Origin of the sequence: Mesorhizobium yinganensis (assembly GCF_040081985.1) — a bacterium.
Classification (GTDB): domain Bacteria; phylum Pseudomonadota; class Alphaproteobacteria; order Rhizobiales; family Rhizobiaceae; genus Kumtagia; species Kumtagia yinganensis.
Genome location: NZ_JBEBMH010000013.1, coordinates 134,856 through 154,197, shown reverse-complemented (window position 1 = coordinate 154,197; position 19,342 = coordinate 134,856). Strand labels below are relative to the sequence as shown.

Genomic DNA, 19,342 nt, shown 5'->3' with positions numbered 1-19,342 from the left:
CATGAACTAGAACCAGGAGCGCTCTTTGGACGTTTCAATCCGCCATGTCCGCAAGGAATTCGACCGGTTCCCGGCGCTGCGCGACGTTTCGCTCGACATCCGCTCAGGTGAATTGATTGCGCTTCTCGGACCGTCGGGTTCGGGCAAGACGACGCTGCTGCGCCTGATCGCCGGGCTGGAGCGGCCGACCGAGGGCGCGATCTTCTTCGGAGACGACGACGCCTCCCAAAAGAGCGTTCAGGAACGCAATGTCGGCTTCGTCTTCCAGCATTACGCCCTGTTCCGCTATATGACGGTCGCCGACAATATCGGCTTTGGCCTGAAAGTTCGTCCGGGCGCCTCGCGGCCGCCCAAGGCCGAAATCCGCCGCCGTGCCTCGGAATTGCTCGACCTCGTCCAGCTTTCCGGCTTGGAGAAGCGTTATCCGAACCAGCTTTCCGGCGGCCAGAGGCAGCGCGTGGCGCTGGCCCGAGCGCTCGCCATCGAGCCGAAAGTGCTGCTGCTCGACGAGCCGTTCGGGGCGCTCGACGCGCAGGTGCGGCGCGAATTGCGCCGCTGGCTGCGCGAGATCCACGACACGACCGGCCACACCACCGTCTTCGTCACCCACGACCAGGAGGAAGCGCTGGAACTCGCCGACCGCGTCGTGGTCATGAGCCAGGGCCGCATCGAGCAGGTCGGCACGTCCGACGAAGTCTACGACACGCCGAACTCGCCCTTCGTCTACGGCTTCATCGGCGATTCAAGCTCGCTGCCGGTGCGCGTCGAGGGCGGACAGTTGTGGCTGCAGGATCGGGCGCTCGGCCTGACGGCGTCCAATGTGCCGGATGGTCCGGCGACGCTGTTCTTCCGGCCGCACGAGGTGGAATTGCTGGACGGCTGTGGCGGCTGCATCGCCGGCACTGTCGCGGCCACCCGCCGCGTCGCCGGCACGCGGCATGTCGAACTGGAGATCGGCGGCGAGCGGCATCGGGTCGAGATCGAATTGCCGATCGAGCACCCGGCGGCGAACAAGAGCCGCATCGCCTTCCGTCCACGCCGCTGGAAGGTTTTTCCGGACGGCAATGGCGAAAGCCATCCCGGCATCGTCCGCCGCCAGCCGGAAGAGACCCCGCCGCTGGCTCTGACCGGGAGCTGATTCCGGCGGCAGGGATGACGCCATGCTTCTGGCATAAAACGATCCCTGCCGTCTGCCCGAAACATGTGAAAACCCCCTCGCGGCAAGCTCGCGAGGGGGGTGCGTCAGCGCAAAACGGTTTTCTTCCCGTCGTTTTACGTCAAATCATTGAAATCACTTTGATTTCCGAACTTGCCGCGGCTGCCTAAGGTGACCGCCTGAGTGCGCCTCTACGATAACGCGCTACCGCGCACCGAGGCCAATACCGGGTCAGATCGGCTGGCGTTGACCGGCGAGAGCCCGGTCCACCGCCAGCGTCGACAATACGTCTATTGTCTCCAACCCATTCAAATTCATAGCGAATTCGTCAGCCTGCGGTGGTTCCAGCGCGGCAAACTGGCTGTCGACCAAGCTTGCCGGCATGAAGTGGTCCTTGCGGCTGCTGACCCGTTCCCAGGCGGTTTCCCGGTCGATCGCGAGATGCACGAAAAGGATGTTCGGCTCGAACGACCGCAGCCGGTCGCGGTACTGGCGTTTCAGCGCCGAACAGGCCGCCACGACACCGTTTCCATCCTTGGTGCCCCCCGCGATCGCGGCCCCGATAGCGTTGAGCCAGCCCTCGCGGTCCGCGTCGGTCAGAGGTTCGCCCCGCGACATTTTCGAAACGTTTTCAGAAGGATGCAGCCTATCGCCTTCGATGAAAAGCCAGCCGAGAAGCCGCGCGATAGCCTCTCCCACGACGGTCTTGCCGCAACCGGTGACGCCCATCACGACGATTGCCGCGACGGGTCCCTTCGGTCCCATTCGACCGGGCAGGTTTTGCAAATTCATCATCGCTCAGCGGCTCGCCGGGCTGCGGCCGTAGAGCAGCAACATCGCAACAATAACAATGCCATAGATGATCTGGCGCCCGGCTTCCGGCATCTGCATCACCGACAGGATCGATTGCAGCAGCGTGATAAGGATGACACCTGCCACGGTGCCGAGATAGGAGCCGCGGCCGCCGAGGATCGACGTTCCGCCAAGTACCACCGCGGCAATCGCCGGCAGCAGATAGGCGTCGCCCATCGACTGGGCCGCCTTCGACGCATAGCCGGCGAGCAGCACCCCGCCGAAGGCCGACAATCCGCCGGAAACGGCGAATGCAATCAACACGATACGCCGCGTGTCGATGCCCGACAGGTAGGCCGCGCGCTCACGGTTGCCGATGCCGTAGACGGCCCGGCCAAAACTCGTCCGGGTGAGCACGAAGACCGTTGCCGCGCCGATCAGCGCCCAGATCACGACCGCGTTCGGCACACCGGGAATGGTGAAACCGGTGGCGAGATAGCGCACCGCCGCCGGCGCCGAATCCTGCGGTGAGAAGCCGCCCGTATAGACGACCATCAGGCCCTGCGCGACCGCGTTGGTGGCAAGCGTGATGATCATCGACGGGATGCGCAGATAGGCGACGCCGATGCCGTTGACGAGGCCGATCAGCACGCCGCAGAGGATGCCGAAGGGTATGGCGAGGAACACCCCGACCGGCCCGTAGGCCGCGGCGGCACAGGCCATCATGGCGCCGACCGCGACCACCCAGGGCACCGAAAGGTCGATTTGTCCCAACAGGATAACGATCATCATGCCGGTCGCGATGACGCCGAGGAACGAGGCGACCTTCAGCTGTTGCAGGAGATATTCGGGCGACAGGAAGCTCGACGAATAGAGGCTGCCCAGGAACAGCAGCAGGATGATGCAGGCAAACGAGGTCGCGACCGCGGGATCGGCGCGGCGGATGAATTTCGGCATACGGCCGGCGAAGCGGCCCGTGGTCGTGGTGGCGCTCATCCGAACCACTCCAGTCTGTTGCGCACCCTGAACAGGGCGAAGGCTCCGAGGCTGACGGCGATCAGCAGGACCACGCCCTGGAACAGCGGCTGCCACAGCGGATCAAAATCAAACACGAAGAGCAGGTCGCCAATGGTGCGGAAAGCGAGCGCGCCGAAGATTGCGCCGATTGCGCTGCCCCTGCCGCCGAACAGCGACACGCCGCCCAGCACCACGGCGGCGATCGAAAACAGCGTATAGGCATTGCCGCTCGCATAGGCCGCTTCGCCCGTATAGGTGAAGAAGGTCAGGAACAGCCCGCCGATGGCCGCAAGAAGTCCGGCAAGCGTATAGGCGGCGAATTTGGCGCGGCGTATCGGAACGCCGGACATGTAGGCCGCCGTCTCGGAGGAGCCCGCCGCATAGGCCGCGCGCCCGAGCACGGAGCGGCTGAACGGCACCCAGATGACAAGCACCACCACCAGCAGCGCGACGAGGCTCGACGGGATCACCCCGAACAGCCGTCCGGTCAGCGCATCCGCGAGATCCTCATTGACCGAGCCTCCCGGAAACGGCCGCAGCAACAAGGCTATGCCGAAATAGACAGCACCGGTCGCAATGGTCGCCACGATGGGCTGCAGCCGCCCGTAGATCACGATCGCCCCGTTGACCGCGCCGCAGATCGCGCCGGTCAGCAGCACGGCGACGACGCCGAAAGCCGTCTCCATGGGTGTGCCGAGGACCAGCCAGGAGGCAAGGCAATTGGTCAGGATGAAGATCATGCCGACCGACAGGTCGATGCCGGCTGTGATGACCACCAGCGTCTGCGCCATCGCGACGAAAGCGAGCAGCACGCCCTTGTTGGAAGCGGTCTGCACCACGTTGGCGGTGAGGCCGGCCGGATGATTTGAGGCGTAGATGATGAACATCACAACAAAGATGCCGACGGCCAGCAGGGTGCCGCGCTGTTCGGCGAGCCAATAGCGCCAGTCCTTCACGCGACCGCTCCCTGCCTCAAGCCGGCCTCTCCGCCGTGGATATTGAGCGCGCTGGCGATCAGCGCGCGTTCGGTGATCTCGGCCCCGACCAACTCGCGCTTGACCGCCCCATCATAGAGGACCAGCACCCGGTCGCAGCAGCCGATCAGCTCGTCATAGTCGGTCGAGTAGAACAGGATCGCGGCGCCCGCGTCGGCCAGTTTGCGCAGGAGCTGATACAACTCCTGCTTGGTGCCGACATCGATGCCGCGCGTCGGATCGTTGAGAAGGATGATGCGCGGCCCCCGCATCAGCCATTTGGCTATGACCACCTTCTGCTGGTTGCCGCCCGACAGTGCGCCGACCGGGATATCGAGCCCGGCGGTCTTGATCGCCAGAAGCTTGATCATGTCGTCAATGTGCCGCTGTTCCGCGGCGCGGTCGATGATGCCGCCTTTGGACAACCGGTCGAGCGCCGAGAAGGACAGGTTTTCGCGCACCGTCATCGGCAGCATCAGACCCTCGGTCTTGCGGTCCTCGGGGATCAGCGCCATGCCGATGCCGTCCTTTCTGGCCGCCGCCGGGCTGGCGATCGACACCGCCTTGCCGTCGATCAGAACCTGGCCGGAAAGCCCCCGCAGCACGCCGAAGAAGGCGAGCAGCAACTCGCGCTGACCCTGCCCGTCGAGACCGCCGAGGCCGACGACCTCTCCAGGCCGCACGCTCAGCGATATATCGTTCAGCCGGTCGGTCCAGCAGAGGTTTTTGCATTCCAGCACCGGCGTCTTGTCGGTGCCGCCGAGCTTCGGCTTGGGCGGAAAGACGTGGCTGTATTCGCGCCCGATCATCATCTCGACGACCTCGGTGTCGGATTTCGTGCCGGCCGTATAGGTGGCGACATTGCGGCCATTGCGGAACACGGTGCATTCGTCGGCCAGTTCGGCAATCTCGTTCATGCGGTGCGAGATGTAGAGCAGCGCCAGCCCTTCAGCCCGCAGCCGCTTCAGCACGCCGAAAATCTTCGAGACGTCCGTCGCGGTCAGCGCCGATGTGGCCTCGTCGAGGATCAGGATGCGCGGCTTGCGTGCCAGCGCCTTGGCAATCTCGACCATCTGGCGGCGCGACAGCGGCAGGTCCTTAACCAGCGCCGAGGGATGGATGTCGCCGGCGCCCGCCCTGGTGAGCGCGTCCTCCGCGATGCGCCGCTGGGCCTTGCGATCGATCATGCCGAAACGCTTCGGCGGGTCCGAGATGACGATGTTGTCGGCGACGCTGAGTTCGGGGATCAGCGACAATTCCTGGAAGATGCAGACGATGCCCGCCTGGTTCGCGGCGGCCGGCGACGCGAAACTCACCTCGCGGCCTTGCATCGTCATGCGGCCTTCGTCCGGCGCGACGACGCCTGCCATGATCTTGATGAGCGTCGACTTGCCGGCGCCGTTCTCGCCAAGGATGGCGTGGATGCTGCCGGGCCTGACGCTGAGTTCGGCCTTTTCCAGCGCCCGAACGCCACCGTATCGCTTGGATATGCCTTCCATGCGAAAGAGCGGAACCGCCCCGTCCATCGGCCCCTCCCAAGGCTCTTGTTCGGTTCGGCGCCGCGGGATGGCCGCGGCGCCGACGAGATGAAGTCTATTGGTTTTCCTTGGACTGGCCCATGATTTCCTGCGCCGTGAAATTGATGCCGCAGGTCGGGAAGGAATTGCCGACGAAGAAGTTGTCCGACTGGTCGGGGAAGTAGTCAGACCCTTCCTTGAAGTTCGGATCCTCGACGATGGCCAGCGGCAGCTTGACCGATTGCGGCACGACCTCGCCCTCGAGCGCGGTAATCGCCGTCTTGATCGCCACCGCCACCTGCGCTGGGCCGGTGCCGGCCGACGAGCACTTCAGGCCCTCGCCGGCAAATTTCGCGCAGAACTTGCGGAAACCGTTTTCCGTCTCGCCGCCGAACGGCACGAACGGGTGCTTGGCATCCATCATCGCCTGCACGACGCCGGTGTCGCCGCCTTGCGCGGTGAAGCCCGCGAATGGGCCATTGGTGGCGATTGCGTCGGCAGTTGCCTTCTGGGCAACGCCGTCGTCCCACTTGCCGACGACCTCGGTGACTTCCCACTTCTTGCCCGAGGCATCCAGCGTCTCGTGGATGCCGTTATGGCGGTCGGTGTCGACCGACGTGCCGGCGACGCCGCGCACTTCAAGCACCTTGCCGCCATCCGGAACATTCTTGATCAGCCAGTTCGCCCAGAGCACGCCGAGGCCCTTCTGGTCGACATTGACGTTGATGGCGTCTTCGGTGTCGAGAATGTTGTCGAAGGCGACCAGCACGACGCCGGCTTCCTTGGCGCGCTTGATGACCGGCGCGAATGCTGTCGGGTTCTGGGCGTTGACGACGATCGCGTCATACCCGGAATCGATAAAGTTGTTGATCGCCGAGATCTGCGCCGGCACGTCCTCGCCGGTCGACACGACCTTGAATTCCTTCAGTTTCGCGGCGACGTCGGGCTGCGCGGCATAGGCCTTCGCGGTCTGGATCATCTGGATGCGCCAGGTATTGGCGATATAACCGTTGGCCAACGCGATGCGGTACGGGCCTTCTTTCTTCGGAAACTTGAAGAACTTGGTTTCCGCTGTCCACGGCACGAAGCAGCCGGCATCGGCGGCCGGTCCAGTGACGACTTCCGGCTCGGCGAAGGCGACGGTGGAGGCGAGTGTAAGCGCGGTGGCGGCAATGACACCGCCGACGAGTGACCTGATCATAGAATTCCTCCCAGAATTTGATGAAACGGCGGCGACGGGAGACGTCCCGATCCGTGCGCCCTGCAAAGCGCGGATGCCTTAAGGCATTCTCATCGCCTGCCTGGCCCTGGGTCGCCGACGAGTCCTTGGTCGGATGCCAGCCGATGGTTCCTCCCGAAAGCCGGCAACGATCAAGATGGTAGCGCTACCACATTCGCCTGTAAAGCGGGTTTTTGAATGTGACGACTTGGAGATTTGCTTTATCGCGGCCCGGCAGTGCTTTCGCGAATCTTGAGTTCGAAGCCGAGATCGAGCACAGCGGGCTCGACGTTGTTTCCGCTCAGCTTTTCCAGTGCCATGGTGACGGCGCGCCGGCCGATCTCGTAGCGGTGCGTGCGGATGGTGGTGACCGACGGGAAGGCTACGTGCATCATTTCGAGATCGTTGAAGCCGCAGATGCCGAGCTTTCGCGGCACCTCGATCCCGGCGCGGTGACATTCGAACAGAACGCCGAGCGCGAGGTCGTCATTGTTGCAGAACACCGCGTCCAGCGTCGGCGTCCGCGCCAGGGTGTCGCGCAGCAGCTCGCAGCCGAGCGAGACGCTGGACGGAGCCGGCGTCGTGTTGACTAGGCGAGGATCGTAGAGGCCGGCCGCCTCGACGGCGGCGCGGTAGCCGGCAAGGCGGCGCTGCGAGCGCGGATCCATGCGCGCGCCGATGAAGCCGATGCGCTTGTAGCCCCGGTCGATCATGTGCTGGGTGGCGACACGCCCGCCCTCGAAATGCGAGAAGCCGATCATCATGTCGACCGGATGATCGCCGATCTCCATGATCTGGACGACCGGGCAGCCCGCGCCTTCCAGCAGCTTGCACGCGGCAGGCGTCTGGTCAAGTCCAGAGACGATGAGCGCCGCCGGGCGCTGGCCGAGGAAGACCTGAAGCAGGCGTTCCTCTTCCAGTCCGGAATAGTGGGTATTGCCCATCTGGATCTGGAAGCTGCGGTCGCCGAGCCCGTCATAGATGCCGCGTACCACATCCGCGAACACGTTGTTGGTCAGCGACGGCACCAGCACGCCGATGACGTCGGCGCGCGCCGAGGCGAGCGCCCGGGCGTTCGGATCGGGCACGTAGCCCAGCGTTTCCACCGCCGCCTCGATCTGCCGGCGCAGTTCGTCCGAGACACGGCCCGGCTCGCGCAGGGCGCGCGAAACGCTGATGGCGCTGACGCCGGCAAGCTTTGCCACATCGGCGATGGTCGGGCGTCCGCCGCCACGGCGGGACCGGCTCTTCATCGAAGAATTGTCCTTATCCCTCACAACCGCCGCTCCCTATCACGCGACGGTTAGCGCTAACATAACATGTGCGTCAGCGATTTGCACGCAGCGGCCGGAAACGAAACGGCTTGTGGACCGGTGATGGCGGGCGACAAATCGCGGCTTGGTCTGGCGGGCCGGGCGCCAATACGTTAGAAGCCGGCATTGAACCTTCCGTGGCCAAAGCTGGACCGCCACCTTCCTCTGCGCATCTGCCTTACCCATGTCCCCAAGTTTTCGTCTTGCCCTGGTCATCAGCGTCATACTGCCGGCGGCGCTTGCGAGCGGCTGTGCAGGCCGGACGCCCGATCCTGCTCCGACCGGCAACGTGCCCCAAGGCGACATTTCGGCCGATGAAAAACCCGAACCGCTGCCGCCGGGCGTGAAACCGCTGACGGTCGAGCAGGAGGAAATGATCGCACAATGACATCGACGACAGCGCCGGCGCTTTATCTGGGCATCGACACCGGCGGCACCTACACGGACGCCGTTCTATGGTCCGAAACGGCCGGCGTCGCCGCCAAGGCCAAGGCGCTGACCACCCGTCATGACCTTGCGGTCGGGATCGGCGGAGCCGTCGATGCCGTGCTGGACAAGGCGCGGACCGACCCGAAATCGATCAAACTCGTGTCCATGTCCACGACGCTCGCCACCAACGCATTGGTCGAAGGGCAGGGCGGCCGGGTGGCGCTGGTGATGATCGGCTTCGCGCCCGCCGATCTGGCGCGCGACGGTCTGGAAAAGGCGCTCGGCGGCGATCCGTTGATCGTCTGCGAAGGCGGCCACGACGTGCACGGCAACGCCAGGGCGCTCGACCTCGGCCCGCTGGAGGCCGCACTTCCGGCGCTGGGCGGTTCGGTGTCGGGTTTCGCCGTCTGCGCCTATTTCGCGACGCGCAACCCGGCCCACGAGATTCTCGCACGCGATCTTATCCGCGAGCGCACCGGGCTGCCGGTCACGGCCAGCCACGAGCTTTCGTCTAAACTGGGCGGGCCGCGCCGCGCTCTGACCACGCTGCTCAACGCGCGGCTGATCTCGATGATCGACCGGCTGGTGGCGGCGACGGAGGGGTTCCTTGAGCAACGGGGCATCGCGGCGCCTCTGATGGTGGTTCGTGGCGACGGTGCGCTTGTGTCGGCGGGGTTTGCCCGGCAGCGGCCGATCGAGACGATTCTCTCCGGGCCGGCGGCCAGCCTCGTCGGCGCCCGCCACATGACCGGCCTCGACAATGCCGTCGTCTCCGACATCGGCGGCACGACCACCGATGTCGCGGTGCTGGACAGGGGCCGGCCGCGGCTCGATCCCGAGGGTGCCACGGTCGGCGGTTTTCGTACCATGGTCGAGGCAGTCGCCATGCGCACGTTCGGCCTCGGCGGCGATTCCGAGGTACGGCTGGAGGAAGGCGCGCTGACGCCGAAGATATTGCTAGGCCCGCGCCGCCTGGTGCCGCTGGCCCTGGCCGGGCAGGCACATGGTGAAGCGGTAACAAAACATCTGGAACGGCAGTTGCGCGCGCCCAACCCCGGGCGCATGGATGGGCGCCTCGCGATGCGCACCGGTGTGCCGGAGCGGCTTGCGGCCGGCCTGACCGGACCTGAGCAAAAACTTTACGACGCCATCGGCGTTGTGCCGCTGCCGCTCGACACGCTACTGACCTCCACGGCGCAGATGGCGACGCTGAATCGGCTGGTGTCGCGCGGCCTGGTGCATATCTGCGGCTTCACCCCGTCGGACGCCGCCCACACGCTCGGCCGGCAGGCCAACTGGGACGCCTGCACCGCGCGACTCGGAGCCGAACTGTTCGCCCGCCGCCGCGACGGGCGCGGCCAGCCGATTGCCGAGACGCCGGAGGCGATCTCGGAGCGTGTTCTGGCCGCGGTGACCCGGCTTTCCGCCGAAGTGATCTTGGAGACCGCCTTCGCCGAGGACGGGCTGGATGGTGCGGCGACGGTCGCGCATGCCCTGGTGCAGCGGGCCGTGGATGGACAGGAGGGCATTGCCCGCTTCACCGTCGCGCTGGACCGGCCGGTGATCGGGCTCGGAGCATCGGCTCCGCTGCACTATGCCGGCCTGCCGCCCTTGATCGGCAATCGCTGCGATGTGCCGGTAGACACCGATGTCGCCAACGCTCTGGGTGCCGTGGTCGGCCAGGTGCGGGTCTCGGCCGAAGCACTTGTGAGCCAGCCGAAGGAAGGGCTTTTTCGCCTATCGGCAGGCGATGTCATGCGCGACTTCACCGATGAGAACGCCGCCGTCTCGACAGCGGAAGCGAAAGTGCGCGAACTGGCGTCCGAGCGCGCAAAAGTTGCCGGCACCGACATGGCCGAGGTCGCGGTATCGCGCGATATCCGGACCTCGACGATCGAGGGCCAGCGCATGTTCATCGAGGCGCGCATCGTCGCGGTGGCGACAGGAAGGCCACGCATCGCGGCGTGAACTGCCGTGCCGCGGTCCGAGCGTTCGCCGGGTAAAACGGCCGCTTTTCCGTTTAGGCCGCTTGACGAATTGACCAGCCGGTTGAGGCGTGCCAAAGCCCTGAAACCCAAGACGAAACTGACCGCGAGGACTTTTTGAGATGACGGAATGGACGTCCGTTGCCGGACTGCGCGTTGACAGCATCCTGCATGATTTCGTGATCGGCGAGGCGCTGCCAGGCACCGGCATCGAGGCCGCCGCATTCTGGGATGGGTTTTCCGCGCTGGTCCATGATCTTGCGCCGAAGAACCGCGCGCTGTTGGCCAGGCGCGACGAACTCCAGCACAGAATAGACGCTTGGCATCGTGCAAACGGCGCGCCGGTCGACCTCGCCGTCTATCGCGCTTTCCTGACCGAGATCGGCTATCTGCTGCCGGAAGGGCCGGACTTCAGTATTTCGACCGGGAATGTCGATCCCGAGATCGCTAATATCGCCGGGCCGCAGCTTGTCGTGCCGGTGATGAACGCGCGTTATGCGCTCAATGCCGCCAATGCGCGCTGGGGGTCGCTGTACGACGCGCTCTATGGCACGGATGCCATTGCCGAGACGGACGGCGCGGAAAAGGGCAAGGGCTACAACCCGAAGCGTGGCGAGACGGTGGTCGCCTGGGCGCGGGCGTTTCTGGACGAGAGCGTGCCGCTCGACGGCGCGGGCTGGAGCGATGCGAAGAACCTGTCGGTCGTGGATGGAAACCTGGCAGTCGCTGTAGAGGACGGCCGGGCTGTCGGGCTGAAGGACGCCGGGCAACTGGCGGGCTATCGCGGCGACGTGTCGGCGCCAAAAAGCGTACTCCTGTGCAAGAACAACCTGCATGTCGAGATCGTGATCGACGCCTCTTCGCCGATCGGCAAGGACGATCCCGCCGGCATCGCCGACGTGGTGCTGGAATCGGCCGTGACCACCATCCAGGATTGCGAGGATTCCGTCGCCGCCGTCGATGCTGAGGACAAGGTCGCCGTCTACCGCAACTGGCTCGGCCTGATGAAGGGCGACCTCGCCGAGGAAGTCGCCAAGGGTGGCAAGACGTTTACGCGTATCCTAAGCGGCGACCGTGACTATACGGCGCCACATGGCGGCAAGCTCACCCTGCCGGGCCGCTCGCTGATGCTGGTGCGCAATGTCGGCCACCTGATGGCCAATCCGGCGATCCAGCTTTCCGACGGCAGCGAGGTACCGGAAGGCATGATGGACGCGGCGATCACCGCATTGATCGCGCTGCACGACACCGGGCCGAACGGCCGCCGCGCCAATTCGCGCGCCGGCTCGCTCTATGTCGTCAAGCCGAAAATGCACGGCCCGGAGGAAGTCGCCTTCGCCGTCGAGATCTTCTCGCGCGTCGAAAAGCTGCTCGGCATGGCCGAAAACACGATAAAAATGGGCATCATGGACGAGGAGCGGCGCACCACCGTCAACCTGAAGGAAGCGATCCGCGCGGCGAAGGAGCGCGTCGTCTTCATCAACACGGGTTTCCTCGACCGCACCGGCGACGAGATCCACACCTCGATGGAAGCCGGGCCGATGATCCGCAAGGGCGATATGCGCCAGGCGCCGTGGATATCGGCCTACGAGAACTGGAACGTCGACATCGGGCTTGCCTGCGGGCTTTCCGGCCGCGCCCAGATCGGCAAGGGCATGTGGGCGATGCCCGACAAGATGGCGGCGATGCTGGAGCAGAAGATCGCCCATCCGAAGGCCGGCGCCAACACGGCCTGGGTGCCGTCGCCGACCGCCGCCACGCTGCACGCGACCCATTATCACAAGGTCGACGTGCATGCCGTTCAGGAAGCATTGAAGGCCCGGCCGCGCGCCAGGCTGGACGATATCCTGTCGGTGCCGGTCGCCGTGCGCCCGAACTGGACGCCGGAGGAAATCCAGCACGAACTGGACAACAATGCTCAGGGCATTCTTGGCTATGTCGTGCGGTGGATCGACCAGGGCGTCGGCTGCTCGAAAGTGCCGGACGTCAACGATGTCGGCCTGATGGAGGATCGCGCGACGCTGCGCATCTCCTCCCAGCATATCGCCAACTGGCTGCATCATGGCGTCTGCACGCGGGTGCAGGTGATGGAAACCATGAAACGCATGGCCGGCGTCGTCGACCGCCAGAACGCGCACGATCCGCACTACCGCCCGATGGCGCCATACTTTGACGATTCGATCGCTTTCCTCGCCGCGTGCGATCTGGTGTTCAAGGGCGTCGAGCAGCCGAACGGGTATACGGAGCCGGTGCTGCATGCGCGGCGGCTGGAGTTGAAGACGAAGGATCGGGCGAGATGACGCGCGCGGCCTGTCCCTCCCCCTTGAGGGGAGGGTGGCCAGCCGTAGGCTGGCCGGGAGGGGCCGCAAAGGCCGCGCACGACGTCTTTATGTGTGTCGCGCACTGCAGCGCGGACCCCTCCCGCCTCGCTTCGCTCGGTACCCTCCCCTCCAGGGGGAGGGAGAAGGCGGCCCCATGATCCTGCTCGCCATAGACTGCTCGGCCAATCTCTGCGCCGCCTGCATCTACGAGTCCGGTGAAGGCCGCGAACTCAGCCGCTCGGTGCTGGACCTCGGCAAAGGCCATGCGGAGCATCTGATCGCGGTGATCGACGCGGCGCTGGCCGAGGCCGGAAAGGGCTACGCGGACCTCGACGCGACAGCCGTCTCCATCGGCCCGGGCTCTTTCACCGGCATCCGCGTCGCCGTATCGGCCGCGCGCGGTTTTGCGCTGGCGCTGAAGATTCCGGCGATCGGCGTCGATACGCTTGAGGCGATCGCCGCGGAGGCGCGCGGCCTTGTGGGCGCCCGCAAGATCATGAGCGCGCTGGGAAACGTCACAACCGATGCCGACGCATTGGTCCAGGTCGCCGTTTACGATGAATTCGGACAAGAGCTGTATGCTCCCTCCATCATGCGTGCGGGGGAAGCGGCAAATCTGGCGAGCGGCCATGGCGCGGTGCTGGCAGGCAGCGCGGCTGAGGCGGTTGCGGCCTTCTCGGCGGCGCCTTTGACAGTGGCCGCAAAAGCTGCCACTGCCGACATCGCCGTCTACGCCCGGCTCGCAGCGGCAAAAGGGCCGTCGGCCACAAAACCGTCGCCGCTTTATCTGCGCGAGCCAGACGCGAAACCGCAGGCCGGTTTCATCCTGCCGAGACGGGAGGGCTGATGCGTTTTCCATTCCTGCCGCCGCGCCAGCGCGATTTTGTCGTCGAAAAGCTGACGACGGCCGATGCCGAGGCGGTTGCCGCGATCCATCGCGAGGATTTTTCGCGGCCCTGGAGCGGCGGCGAGTTCGCCGGGCTGCTCGCCCAGGACACGACGTTCGGCTTTGTCGCGCGCGAGGTCGGCCACGGGGCGGAAGCGCCGGTCGGCTTCGTGCTGGCACGGCTTGCCGCCGGCGAGGGCGAGATCCTGACCGTCGCGGTGGCGCGCTCGCATCGCCGCCTCGGTCTCGGCTGGCAGTTGATGGACGCGGTCTTGCGCGAGCTCCACGCGCGTCGCGCCGAAGCACTGTTCCTCGAGGTCGACGAAACCAACAGCGGCGCCATTGCGCTTTACCGGCGGCTGGGTTTCATCCAGGTCGGCCGGCGCGAAAAATACTATGCCGGCGAACAGCGCAACGCCGCCGGCGCGCTTGTCATGCGCCGCGATCTTCGCTAAGCCGTTTCAGCCAGATCGGACACAATTCCGTCACATTTGGTTTCGTTCGACATCCTGGCTTCTGCCGCAAGACCCTCGTGTTCAAGGCCGGAGCCATCATGTCTTTCGACATCGAATAGGACGGCAATGTTTTCCTTCGTCGGGTTTTCTGCTTCGCGGCGGGTTTGAACATGGCTCCGGTCAGGTTTTGCACCTTCCGCATCGCCGTTTTGCCGATGTCGGTTTTCCAATTGCGTCCGGTCTGGTTTCGTGTTTTCAGCCGCCACGGTTGTAATCCACCGAAGTGACGGCACGTCGATGATATCAACGGCCCGGTCGATCCTTGCGCTGACGGTCGTCGCGGGTGCGACGGTCGTGCTTGCGCCGTGGCAGGTTTTCAGCCTGAAGACTGGCCTTGGACGGGGTAGGCGCGTACCGCTGCTGTGGCACAGGCTCGCCACGCGCATGCTGGGCGTGCGGATCAGGGTGTTCGGCAAGATTGCCCAGGGCCGTCCGCTGCTCATCGCATCCAACCACGTGTCCTGGCTCGATATCACGGTGCTCGGCGCGGTGGCGGAGGTGTCGTTCATCGCGAAGTCGGAAATGTCGGGCTGGCCGGTCTTCGGCTGGCTGGCAAAAATGCAGCGCTCGGTCTTCGTCGAGCGCGAGCGTCGCCGCAAGTCCGGCGACCAGGCCGGCGAGATAGCCGGCCGCCTGGCCGGTGGCGATGTCATGGTGCTGTTCGCGGAAGGGACCACCGGCGACGGCAACATGCTCTTGCCGTTCAAGACCACGCTGTTCGGCGCGGCCTCGATGATCCTGTCGGAAAGTCACCACGACGAGATGTGGATCCAGCCGGTGGCGCTGGCCTATACGAGGTTGCAGGGCCTGCCGATGGGCCGGCAATATCGCGGCCTGGCGGCTTGGATCGGCGACGAGGATCTTGTCCCGCATCTGAAGAACGTGCTGCGCGAAGGCGCCATCGACGTCGAAGTGCATTTCGGCGAGCCCGTCGCCTTCAACGCCAGGAGCAACCGCAAGGAGATCGCCCGCCTCGCCGAGGCGCGGGTGCGCGATCTGCTTGCCGGAGCGCTCGCCAATCCCGCGCCACATTCGTGAATGCTGGAAAGCCGCTTGCGTCTGTCCTTTGTCACGAAAAGGCGCTAGAAGCCCGGCAATGGAGCATATCGAGATCGACCGCGCGGCCGAACCGATGATCGAAACCGGCGCGCAACCGCAGGGCGGCAAGAAGGTCTTCGTCAAGACCTATGGCTGCCAGATGAATGTCTACGATTCCCAGCGCATGACCGATGCGCTGGCAGCCGACGGCTATTCCGCGACCGAGCGGATGGAAGAGGCCGACCTCGTCCTCCTCAACACTTGTCACATCCGCGAGAAGGCGGCCGAAAAGGTCTATTCCGAACTCGGCCGCATCCGCGAGGTGAAGCGCGAGCGCGAACAGGCCGGCGGCGAGATGATGATCGGCATAGCCGGTTGCGTCGCTCAGGCCGAGGGTCGCGAGATCATCCGCCGTGCGCCGGTGGTCGATCTGGTGATCGGCCCGCAGACCTATCATCGCCTGCCGCAGGCGCTGAGGAAGGTGCGCGCCGGCGAAAAGGTGGTCGAGACGGACTATGCCGTCGAGGACAAGTTCGAGCACCTGCCGCAGCCGCGCCGCGCCGAGATCGCCAGGCGCGGCGTCACCGCCTTCCTGTCCGTGCAGGAAGGCTGCGACAAGTTCTGCACCTTCTGCGTGGTGCCTTATACGCGCGGTTCGGAAGTGTCGCGCCCGGTCGCCCAGATCGTCGCCGAGGCGGAAAGACTGGCGGCGGCGGGCGTGCGTGAGATCACGCTGCTCGGGCAGAACGTCAACGCCTGGCATGGCGAGGGTCCGGACGGGGCGGAATGGGGTCTTGGACGCCTGCTGTTCCGCCTGGCGGAAATCCCTGGCGTGGCACGGCTGCGCTACACGACCAGCCATCCGCGCGACATGGATGACCAACTGATCGCCGCGCATCGCGATCTCGCGGCGCTGATGCCCTATCTGCATCTGCCGGTGCAATCGGGCTCCGATCGCATCCTGAAAGCCATGAACCGCCGCCACAAGGCCGCAGACTATTTTGCGCTGATCGAGCGCATCCGCTCGGCGAGGCCGGACATCGCCATGTCGGGCGACTTCATCGTCGGTTTTCCCGGCGAGACCGACGCCGATTTCGAGGCGACGCTCGATCTGGTGCGCGCCGTGCGTTATGCGCAGGCCTTCTCCTTCAAATATTCGCCGCGTCCCGGCACGCCGGGCGCCGAAATGAAGGGCCACTTGCCCGAGGCGGTCAAGGATGAACGCTTGCAGCGGCTTCAGGCGCTTCTGGCCGAGCACCAGCACGATTTCACGCAAAGCCGCGCCGGCATGCGCTTCGACGTGCTGATCGAAAAACCCGGCCGCCGGCCCGGCCAGAAGGCAGGGCGATCGCCGTGGCTTCAGCCGGTCATTGTTGATGAAACCGCCGGCGAAATCGGCGACATTGTTCCGGTGCGAATCGCCCGCGTCGAAAATTCGACGCTGTTCGGCGAGACGGCCTAGGTTTGGAGAAGGAGAGACGTTTGGTCGCCAATGCGGATCTGAAGCAGGCCCCGTCAGGGGCGTCGGATATGGCGCACATCGTCCTGACCTTCGACAACAACAAGCTCGCCAGTGCCCTATACGGACAGTTCGACGAGAATCTTGCGCGCCTGGAGCAGAAGCTCGGCGTCGACGTCCGCTCGCGCGGCAATCAGGTCTCCATCAAGGGCAGCGCCGCGGCGGCGGAACAGGCGCAGCGCGCGCTTGATAATCTCTACGGCATCCTGCAGAAGGGCGCCAACATCGCCCAGTCGGACGTTGACGGGGCGATCCGCATGGCGGTGGCCGCCGACGACCAACTGACCTTGCCGACGCTGGAACGCAAGGGCAAGATGGCGGCCGCCCAGATCGCCACCCGCAAGCGCACCATCTATGCACGTTCGCTCAATCAGGACGCCTATATGCGCGCCCTGGAGCGCTCCGAACTGGTGTTCGGCATCGGCCCGGCGGGCACGGGCAAGACCTATCTGGCGGTGGCGCATGCGGCGATGCTATTGGAGCGCGGCATGGTCGAGCGCATCATCCTGTCGCGCCCGGCTGTCGAGGCCGGCGAGCGTCTCGGCTTCCTGCCGGGCGACATGAAGGAAAAGGTCGATCCATACCTTCGGCCGCTCTACGACGCGCTTTACGACATGATGCCGGCCGACAAGGTTGAGCGGGCGCTCACCGCGGGCGTCATCGAGATTGCGCCGCTCGCCTTCATGCGCGGCCGCACGCTGGCCCATTCCGCCGTCATCCTCGACGAGGCCCAAAACACCACGCCGATGCAGATGAAGATGTTCCTGACACGTCTCGGCGAGAATTCGCGGATGATCGTCACCGGCGATCCGACGCAGATCGACCTGCCGCCGCAGACGAAATCCGGCCTGGTCGAGGCGTTGCGCATACTGGACGGCGTGCCGGGCGCGGTCATCGTGCGCTTTGCCGACGTCGACATCGTCCGCCATCCGCTGGTGGCCGAGATCGTCCGCGCCTACGACCGCGACGCAAAACTGTCGCGCGGTCTCGGCGTCGGCGAGAACTGAGCCAAACCCGACAGTCCAATGGCAAAGGCGGCCAAGCATAATCGGACGGAAGTCGCGATTACCATCGACATTTCCGTCGAGGCGGGCGGCTGGCCGTCCGAGGAACTGTTGGGCATGTTGGCGGCCCACGCCGCGGAGGCAGCCATCGCCGAGGCCGGCGGCCACGCGGCGCAGCCGGTCGAACTCAGCCTGATGTTCACCGACGATGCGCATATCCAGGTGCTGAACGCCGAATGGCGCGACAAGGACAAGCCGACCAACGTGCTGTCCTTTCCCGCCTTTCCGACGCAGATCGGCGACGCGCTGCCGCCGCTGCTCGGCGACATCGTGCTGGCCTTCGAGACGGTGAAGAACGAAGCGGCACTGGAAGGAAAACCCTTCGAGCACCATATCACCCATCTTATCGTCCATGGCCTCCTGCACCTGATGGGGCACGACCATGAGACGGACGGGGAAGCCGAGGTGATGGAAGAGCTGGAGCGCCGGGCGCTGGCGAGGCTTGCCATTCCCGATCCCTACGCGTAACAGAAAGTGTCCAACGACCGGAACGAGATGAACGACACCCCCGAGACTGCCGCCACCCCCGAGACGGGCAGCGTCAGGAACACTGCGGACCAGGCCGACGAGGCCCCGAGTCCGAGTACCCCCGCCGCGACGGCGGCCGAACGCCCATCCTTCATCGACTGGCTGGCGACGCTGTTCAGGCATCGCAACGGCAGCAGCCTGCGCGAGAACCTGACCGACGCGCTGGCCGAGAGCGACACCGACGCGGAGGCGTTTTCGCCGGCCGAGCGGGCGATGCTCAACAACATACTGCGCCTGCGCGAGGTCCGCGTCGAGGACGTGATGGTGCCGCGCGCCGACATCGAGGCCGTCGAAATATCGACCTCGCTCGGCGAATTGCTGAACGTCTTCGAACAGTCCGGGCATTCGCGCATGCCGGTCTATTCCGGTACTCTGGACGACCCGCGCGGCATGGTCCACATCCGCGACGTGCTCGCCCACATCACCCGCGCCGGCCGTCTCAAGAAGGGGCGGACCACGCGAAAACCACCCGCCGCCGCCGTGCCGCTCGACCTTGCCAATGTCGAACTCAACCGCTCGATCGGCGAGCTCAATCTGATCCGCACCGTTCTGTTCGTACCGCCCTCGATGCTGGCGTCCGACCTGATGGCGCGCATGCAGGCGGCGCGCACCCAGATGGCTCTGGTGATCGACGAATATGGCGGCACCGACGGGCTGGCCTCGCTCGAAGACATCGTCGAGATGGTCGTCGGCGACATCGAGGACGAGCATGACGAGGAAGAGCCGCTGATCACCCAGGCGGGCGAAGGCATCTATGTCGTCGACGCCAAGGCCGAGATCGACGATGTCGCAAAAATGATCGGCGGCGATTTCTCGCCGGGAGAACATAGCGAATATGTAGACACGATCGGCGGCCTGATCTTCAATGCGCTGGGCCGCGTGCCGGCGCGCGGCGAGGTGGTGCAGGCCGTGCCGGGTTACGAGTTCCATGTGCTCGACGCCGACCCGCGCCGCGTCAAGCGCGTGCGCATCGTGGAAGCGAAGAGCGAGCGGCGGCGGCGTGCAGCCAAGGCTGAGTCCACCGAGCCGACCGAGTAGGCAGCAGGTTCCAATCCCGGACGCTGCGGCC

Annotated in this window: 18 protein-coding genes; 11 read left to right on the top strand and 7 right to left on the bottom strand. The window is 65.3% G+C overall.

The features are described from left to right. The first annotated feature begins 25 nt into the window (after positions 1–25). Positions 26–1,138, top strand: coding sequence for a sulfate/molybdate ABC transporter ATP-binding protein (locus tag ABMA59_RS22210; RefSeq protein WP_349007571.1), 1,113 nt, complete (start codon positions 26–28; stop codon positions 1,136–1,138). A 249-nt stretch (positions 1,139–1,387) separates the two neighbouring features. Here ABMA59_RS22210 and ABMA59_RS22205 read toward each other — a convergent pair whose 3' ends face one another. The 6 genes from ABMA59_RS22205 to gntR form a co-directional block, all read right to left on the bottom strand. Beyond that, positions 1,388–1,948 (bottom strand): gluconokinase, encoded by a 561-nt coding sequence (locus ABMA59_RS22205; RefSeq protein ID WP_349007595.1) that lies wholly within the window; start codon positions 1,946–1,948, stop codon positions 1,388–1,390. A gap of 6 nt (positions 1,949–1,954) precedes the next feature. After that, entirely contained in the window at positions 1,955–2,944 is a 990-nt protein-coding gene (locus ABMA59_RS22200; RefSeq protein ID WP_349007570.1) for an ABC transporter permease, read from the bottom strand. Then, positions 2,941–3,921: an ABC transporter permease gene (locus ABMA59_RS22195; protein ID WP_349007569.1), complete on the bottom strand. Its 981-nt coding sequence runs from the start codon at positions 3,919–3,921 to the stop codon at positions 2,941–2,943. Before ABMA59_RS22195 ends, ABMA59_RS22200 begins: the two co-directional genes overlap by 4 nt. Then, positions 3,918–5,465: a sugar ABC transporter ATP-binding protein gene (locus ABMA59_RS22190; protein ID WP_349007568.1), complete on the bottom strand. Its 1,548-nt coding sequence runs from the start codon at positions 5,463–5,465 to the stop codon at positions 3,918–3,920. The genes ABMA59_RS22195 and ABMA59_RS22190 overlap by 4 nt, the downstream gene beginning before the upstream one ends. 67 nt (positions 5,466–5,532) lie before the next feature. Further along, the gene (locus ABMA59_RS22185) at positions 5,533–6,657 is read right to left on the bottom strand and encodes a sugar ABC transporter substrate-binding protein (RefSeq protein ID WP_349007567.1); all 1,125 of its coding nucleotides are present in this window, start codon (positions 6,655–6,657) and stop codon (positions 5,533–5,535) included. A gap of 239 nt (positions 6,658–6,896) precedes the next feature. Continuing rightward, entirely contained in the window at positions 6,897–7,928 is a 1,032-nt protein-coding gene (gntR, locus tag ABMA59_RS22180; protein ID WP_349007566.1) for an HTH-type transcriptional regulator GntR, read from the bottom strand. Positions 7,929–8,172: 244 nt separating this feature from the next. Between gntR and ABMA59_RS22175 the strand changes: the two genes are divergently transcribed. The 5 genes from ABMA59_RS22175 to ABMA59_RS22155 all read left to right on the top strand — a co-directional run bounded on the left by ABMA59_RS22175 (position 8,173) and on the right by ABMA59_RS22155 (position 14,064). After that, positions 8,173–8,376: a hypothetical protein gene (locus tag ABMA59_RS22175; protein ID WP_349007565.1), complete on the top strand. Its 204-nt coding sequence runs from the start codon at positions 8,173–8,175 to the stop codon at positions 8,374–8,376. Next, entirely contained in the window at positions 8,373–10,385 is a 2,013-nt protein-coding gene (locus tag ABMA59_RS22170; protein ID WP_349007564.1) for a hydantoinase/oxoprolinase N-terminal domain-containing protein, read from the top strand. Before ABMA59_RS22175 ends, ABMA59_RS22170 begins: the two co-directional genes overlap by 4 nt. A 139-nt stretch (positions 10,386–10,524) precedes the next feature. Continuing rightward, positions 10,525–12,702, top strand: coding sequence for a malate synthase G (locus ABMA59_RS22165; protein ID WP_349007563.1), 2,178 nt, complete (start codon positions 10,525–10,527; stop codon positions 12,700–12,702). Between the two features lie 175 nt (positions 12,703–12,877). Further along, positions 12,878–13,570 carry a tRNA (adenosine(37)-N6)-threonylcarbamoyltransferase complex dimerization subunit type 1 TsaB gene (gene tsaB, locus ABMA59_RS22160; protein ID WP_349007562.1) on the top strand — a complete coding sequence of 231 codons (693 nt, stop codon included), beginning with the start codon at positions 12,878–12,880 and terminating at the stop codon, positions 13,568–13,570. Continuing rightward, on the top strand, positions 13,570–14,064 hold the full coding sequence (locus ABMA59_RS22155; RefSeq protein WP_349007561.1) for a GNAT family N-acetyltransferase: 495 nt from the start codon (positions 13,570–13,572) through the stop codon (positions 14,062–14,064). The genes tsaB and ABMA59_RS22155 overlap by 1 nt, the downstream gene beginning before the upstream one ends. Here ABMA59_RS22155 and ABMA59_RS22150 read toward each other — a convergent pair. Continuing rightward, positions 14,061–14,330 carry a hypothetical protein gene (locus tag ABMA59_RS22150; RefSeq protein WP_349007560.1) on the bottom strand — a complete coding sequence of 90 codons (270 nt, stop codon included), beginning with the start codon at positions 14,328–14,330 and terminating at the stop codon, positions 14,061–14,063. The two genes, ABMA59_RS22155 and ABMA59_RS22150, sit on opposite strands and share 4 nt — an antisense overlap. Positions 14,331–14,361: 31 nt before the next feature. Here ABMA59_RS22150 and olsA point away from each other — a divergent pair, with 31 nt between their 5' ends. From olsA to ABMA59_RS22125, 5 genes are all read left to right on the top strand, one after another. Then, positions 14,362–15,162 (top strand): lyso-ornithine lipid O-acyltransferase, encoded by an 801-nt coding sequence (gene olsA, locus ABMA59_RS22145; RefSeq protein WP_349007559.1) that lies wholly within the window; start codon positions 14,362–14,364, stop codon positions 15,160–15,162. A 94-nt stretch (positions 15,163–15,256) separates the two neighbouring features. After that, positions 15,257–16,624, top strand: a complete 1,368-nt coding sequence (miaB, locus tag ABMA59_RS22140; RefSeq protein WP_349007594.1) for a tRNA (N6-isopentenyl adenosine(37)-C2)-methylthiotransferase MiaB — start codon at positions 15,257–15,259, stop codon at positions 16,622–16,624. A gap of 68 nt (positions 16,625–16,692) precedes the next feature. Then, a complete protein-coding gene (locus ABMA59_RS22135; protein WP_349007558.1) occupies positions 16,693–17,688 on the top strand; it encodes a PhoH family protein in 996 nt (331 codons plus the stop codon). 18 nt (positions 17,689–17,706) lie between these two features. Beyond that, on the top strand, positions 17,707–18,213 hold the full coding sequence (gene ybeY / locus ABMA59_RS22130; RefSeq protein WP_349007557.1) for an rRNA maturation RNase YbeY: 507 nt from the start codon (positions 17,707–17,709) through the stop codon (positions 18,211–18,213). Positions 18,214–18,240: 27 nt separating this feature from the next. Then, on the top strand, positions 18,241–19,311 hold the full coding sequence (locus tag ABMA59_RS22125; protein WP_349007556.1) for a hemolysin family protein: 1,071 nt from the start codon (positions 18,241–18,243) through the stop codon (positions 19,309–19,311). The last annotated feature ends 31 nt before the right edge of the window (positions 19,312–19,342 follow it).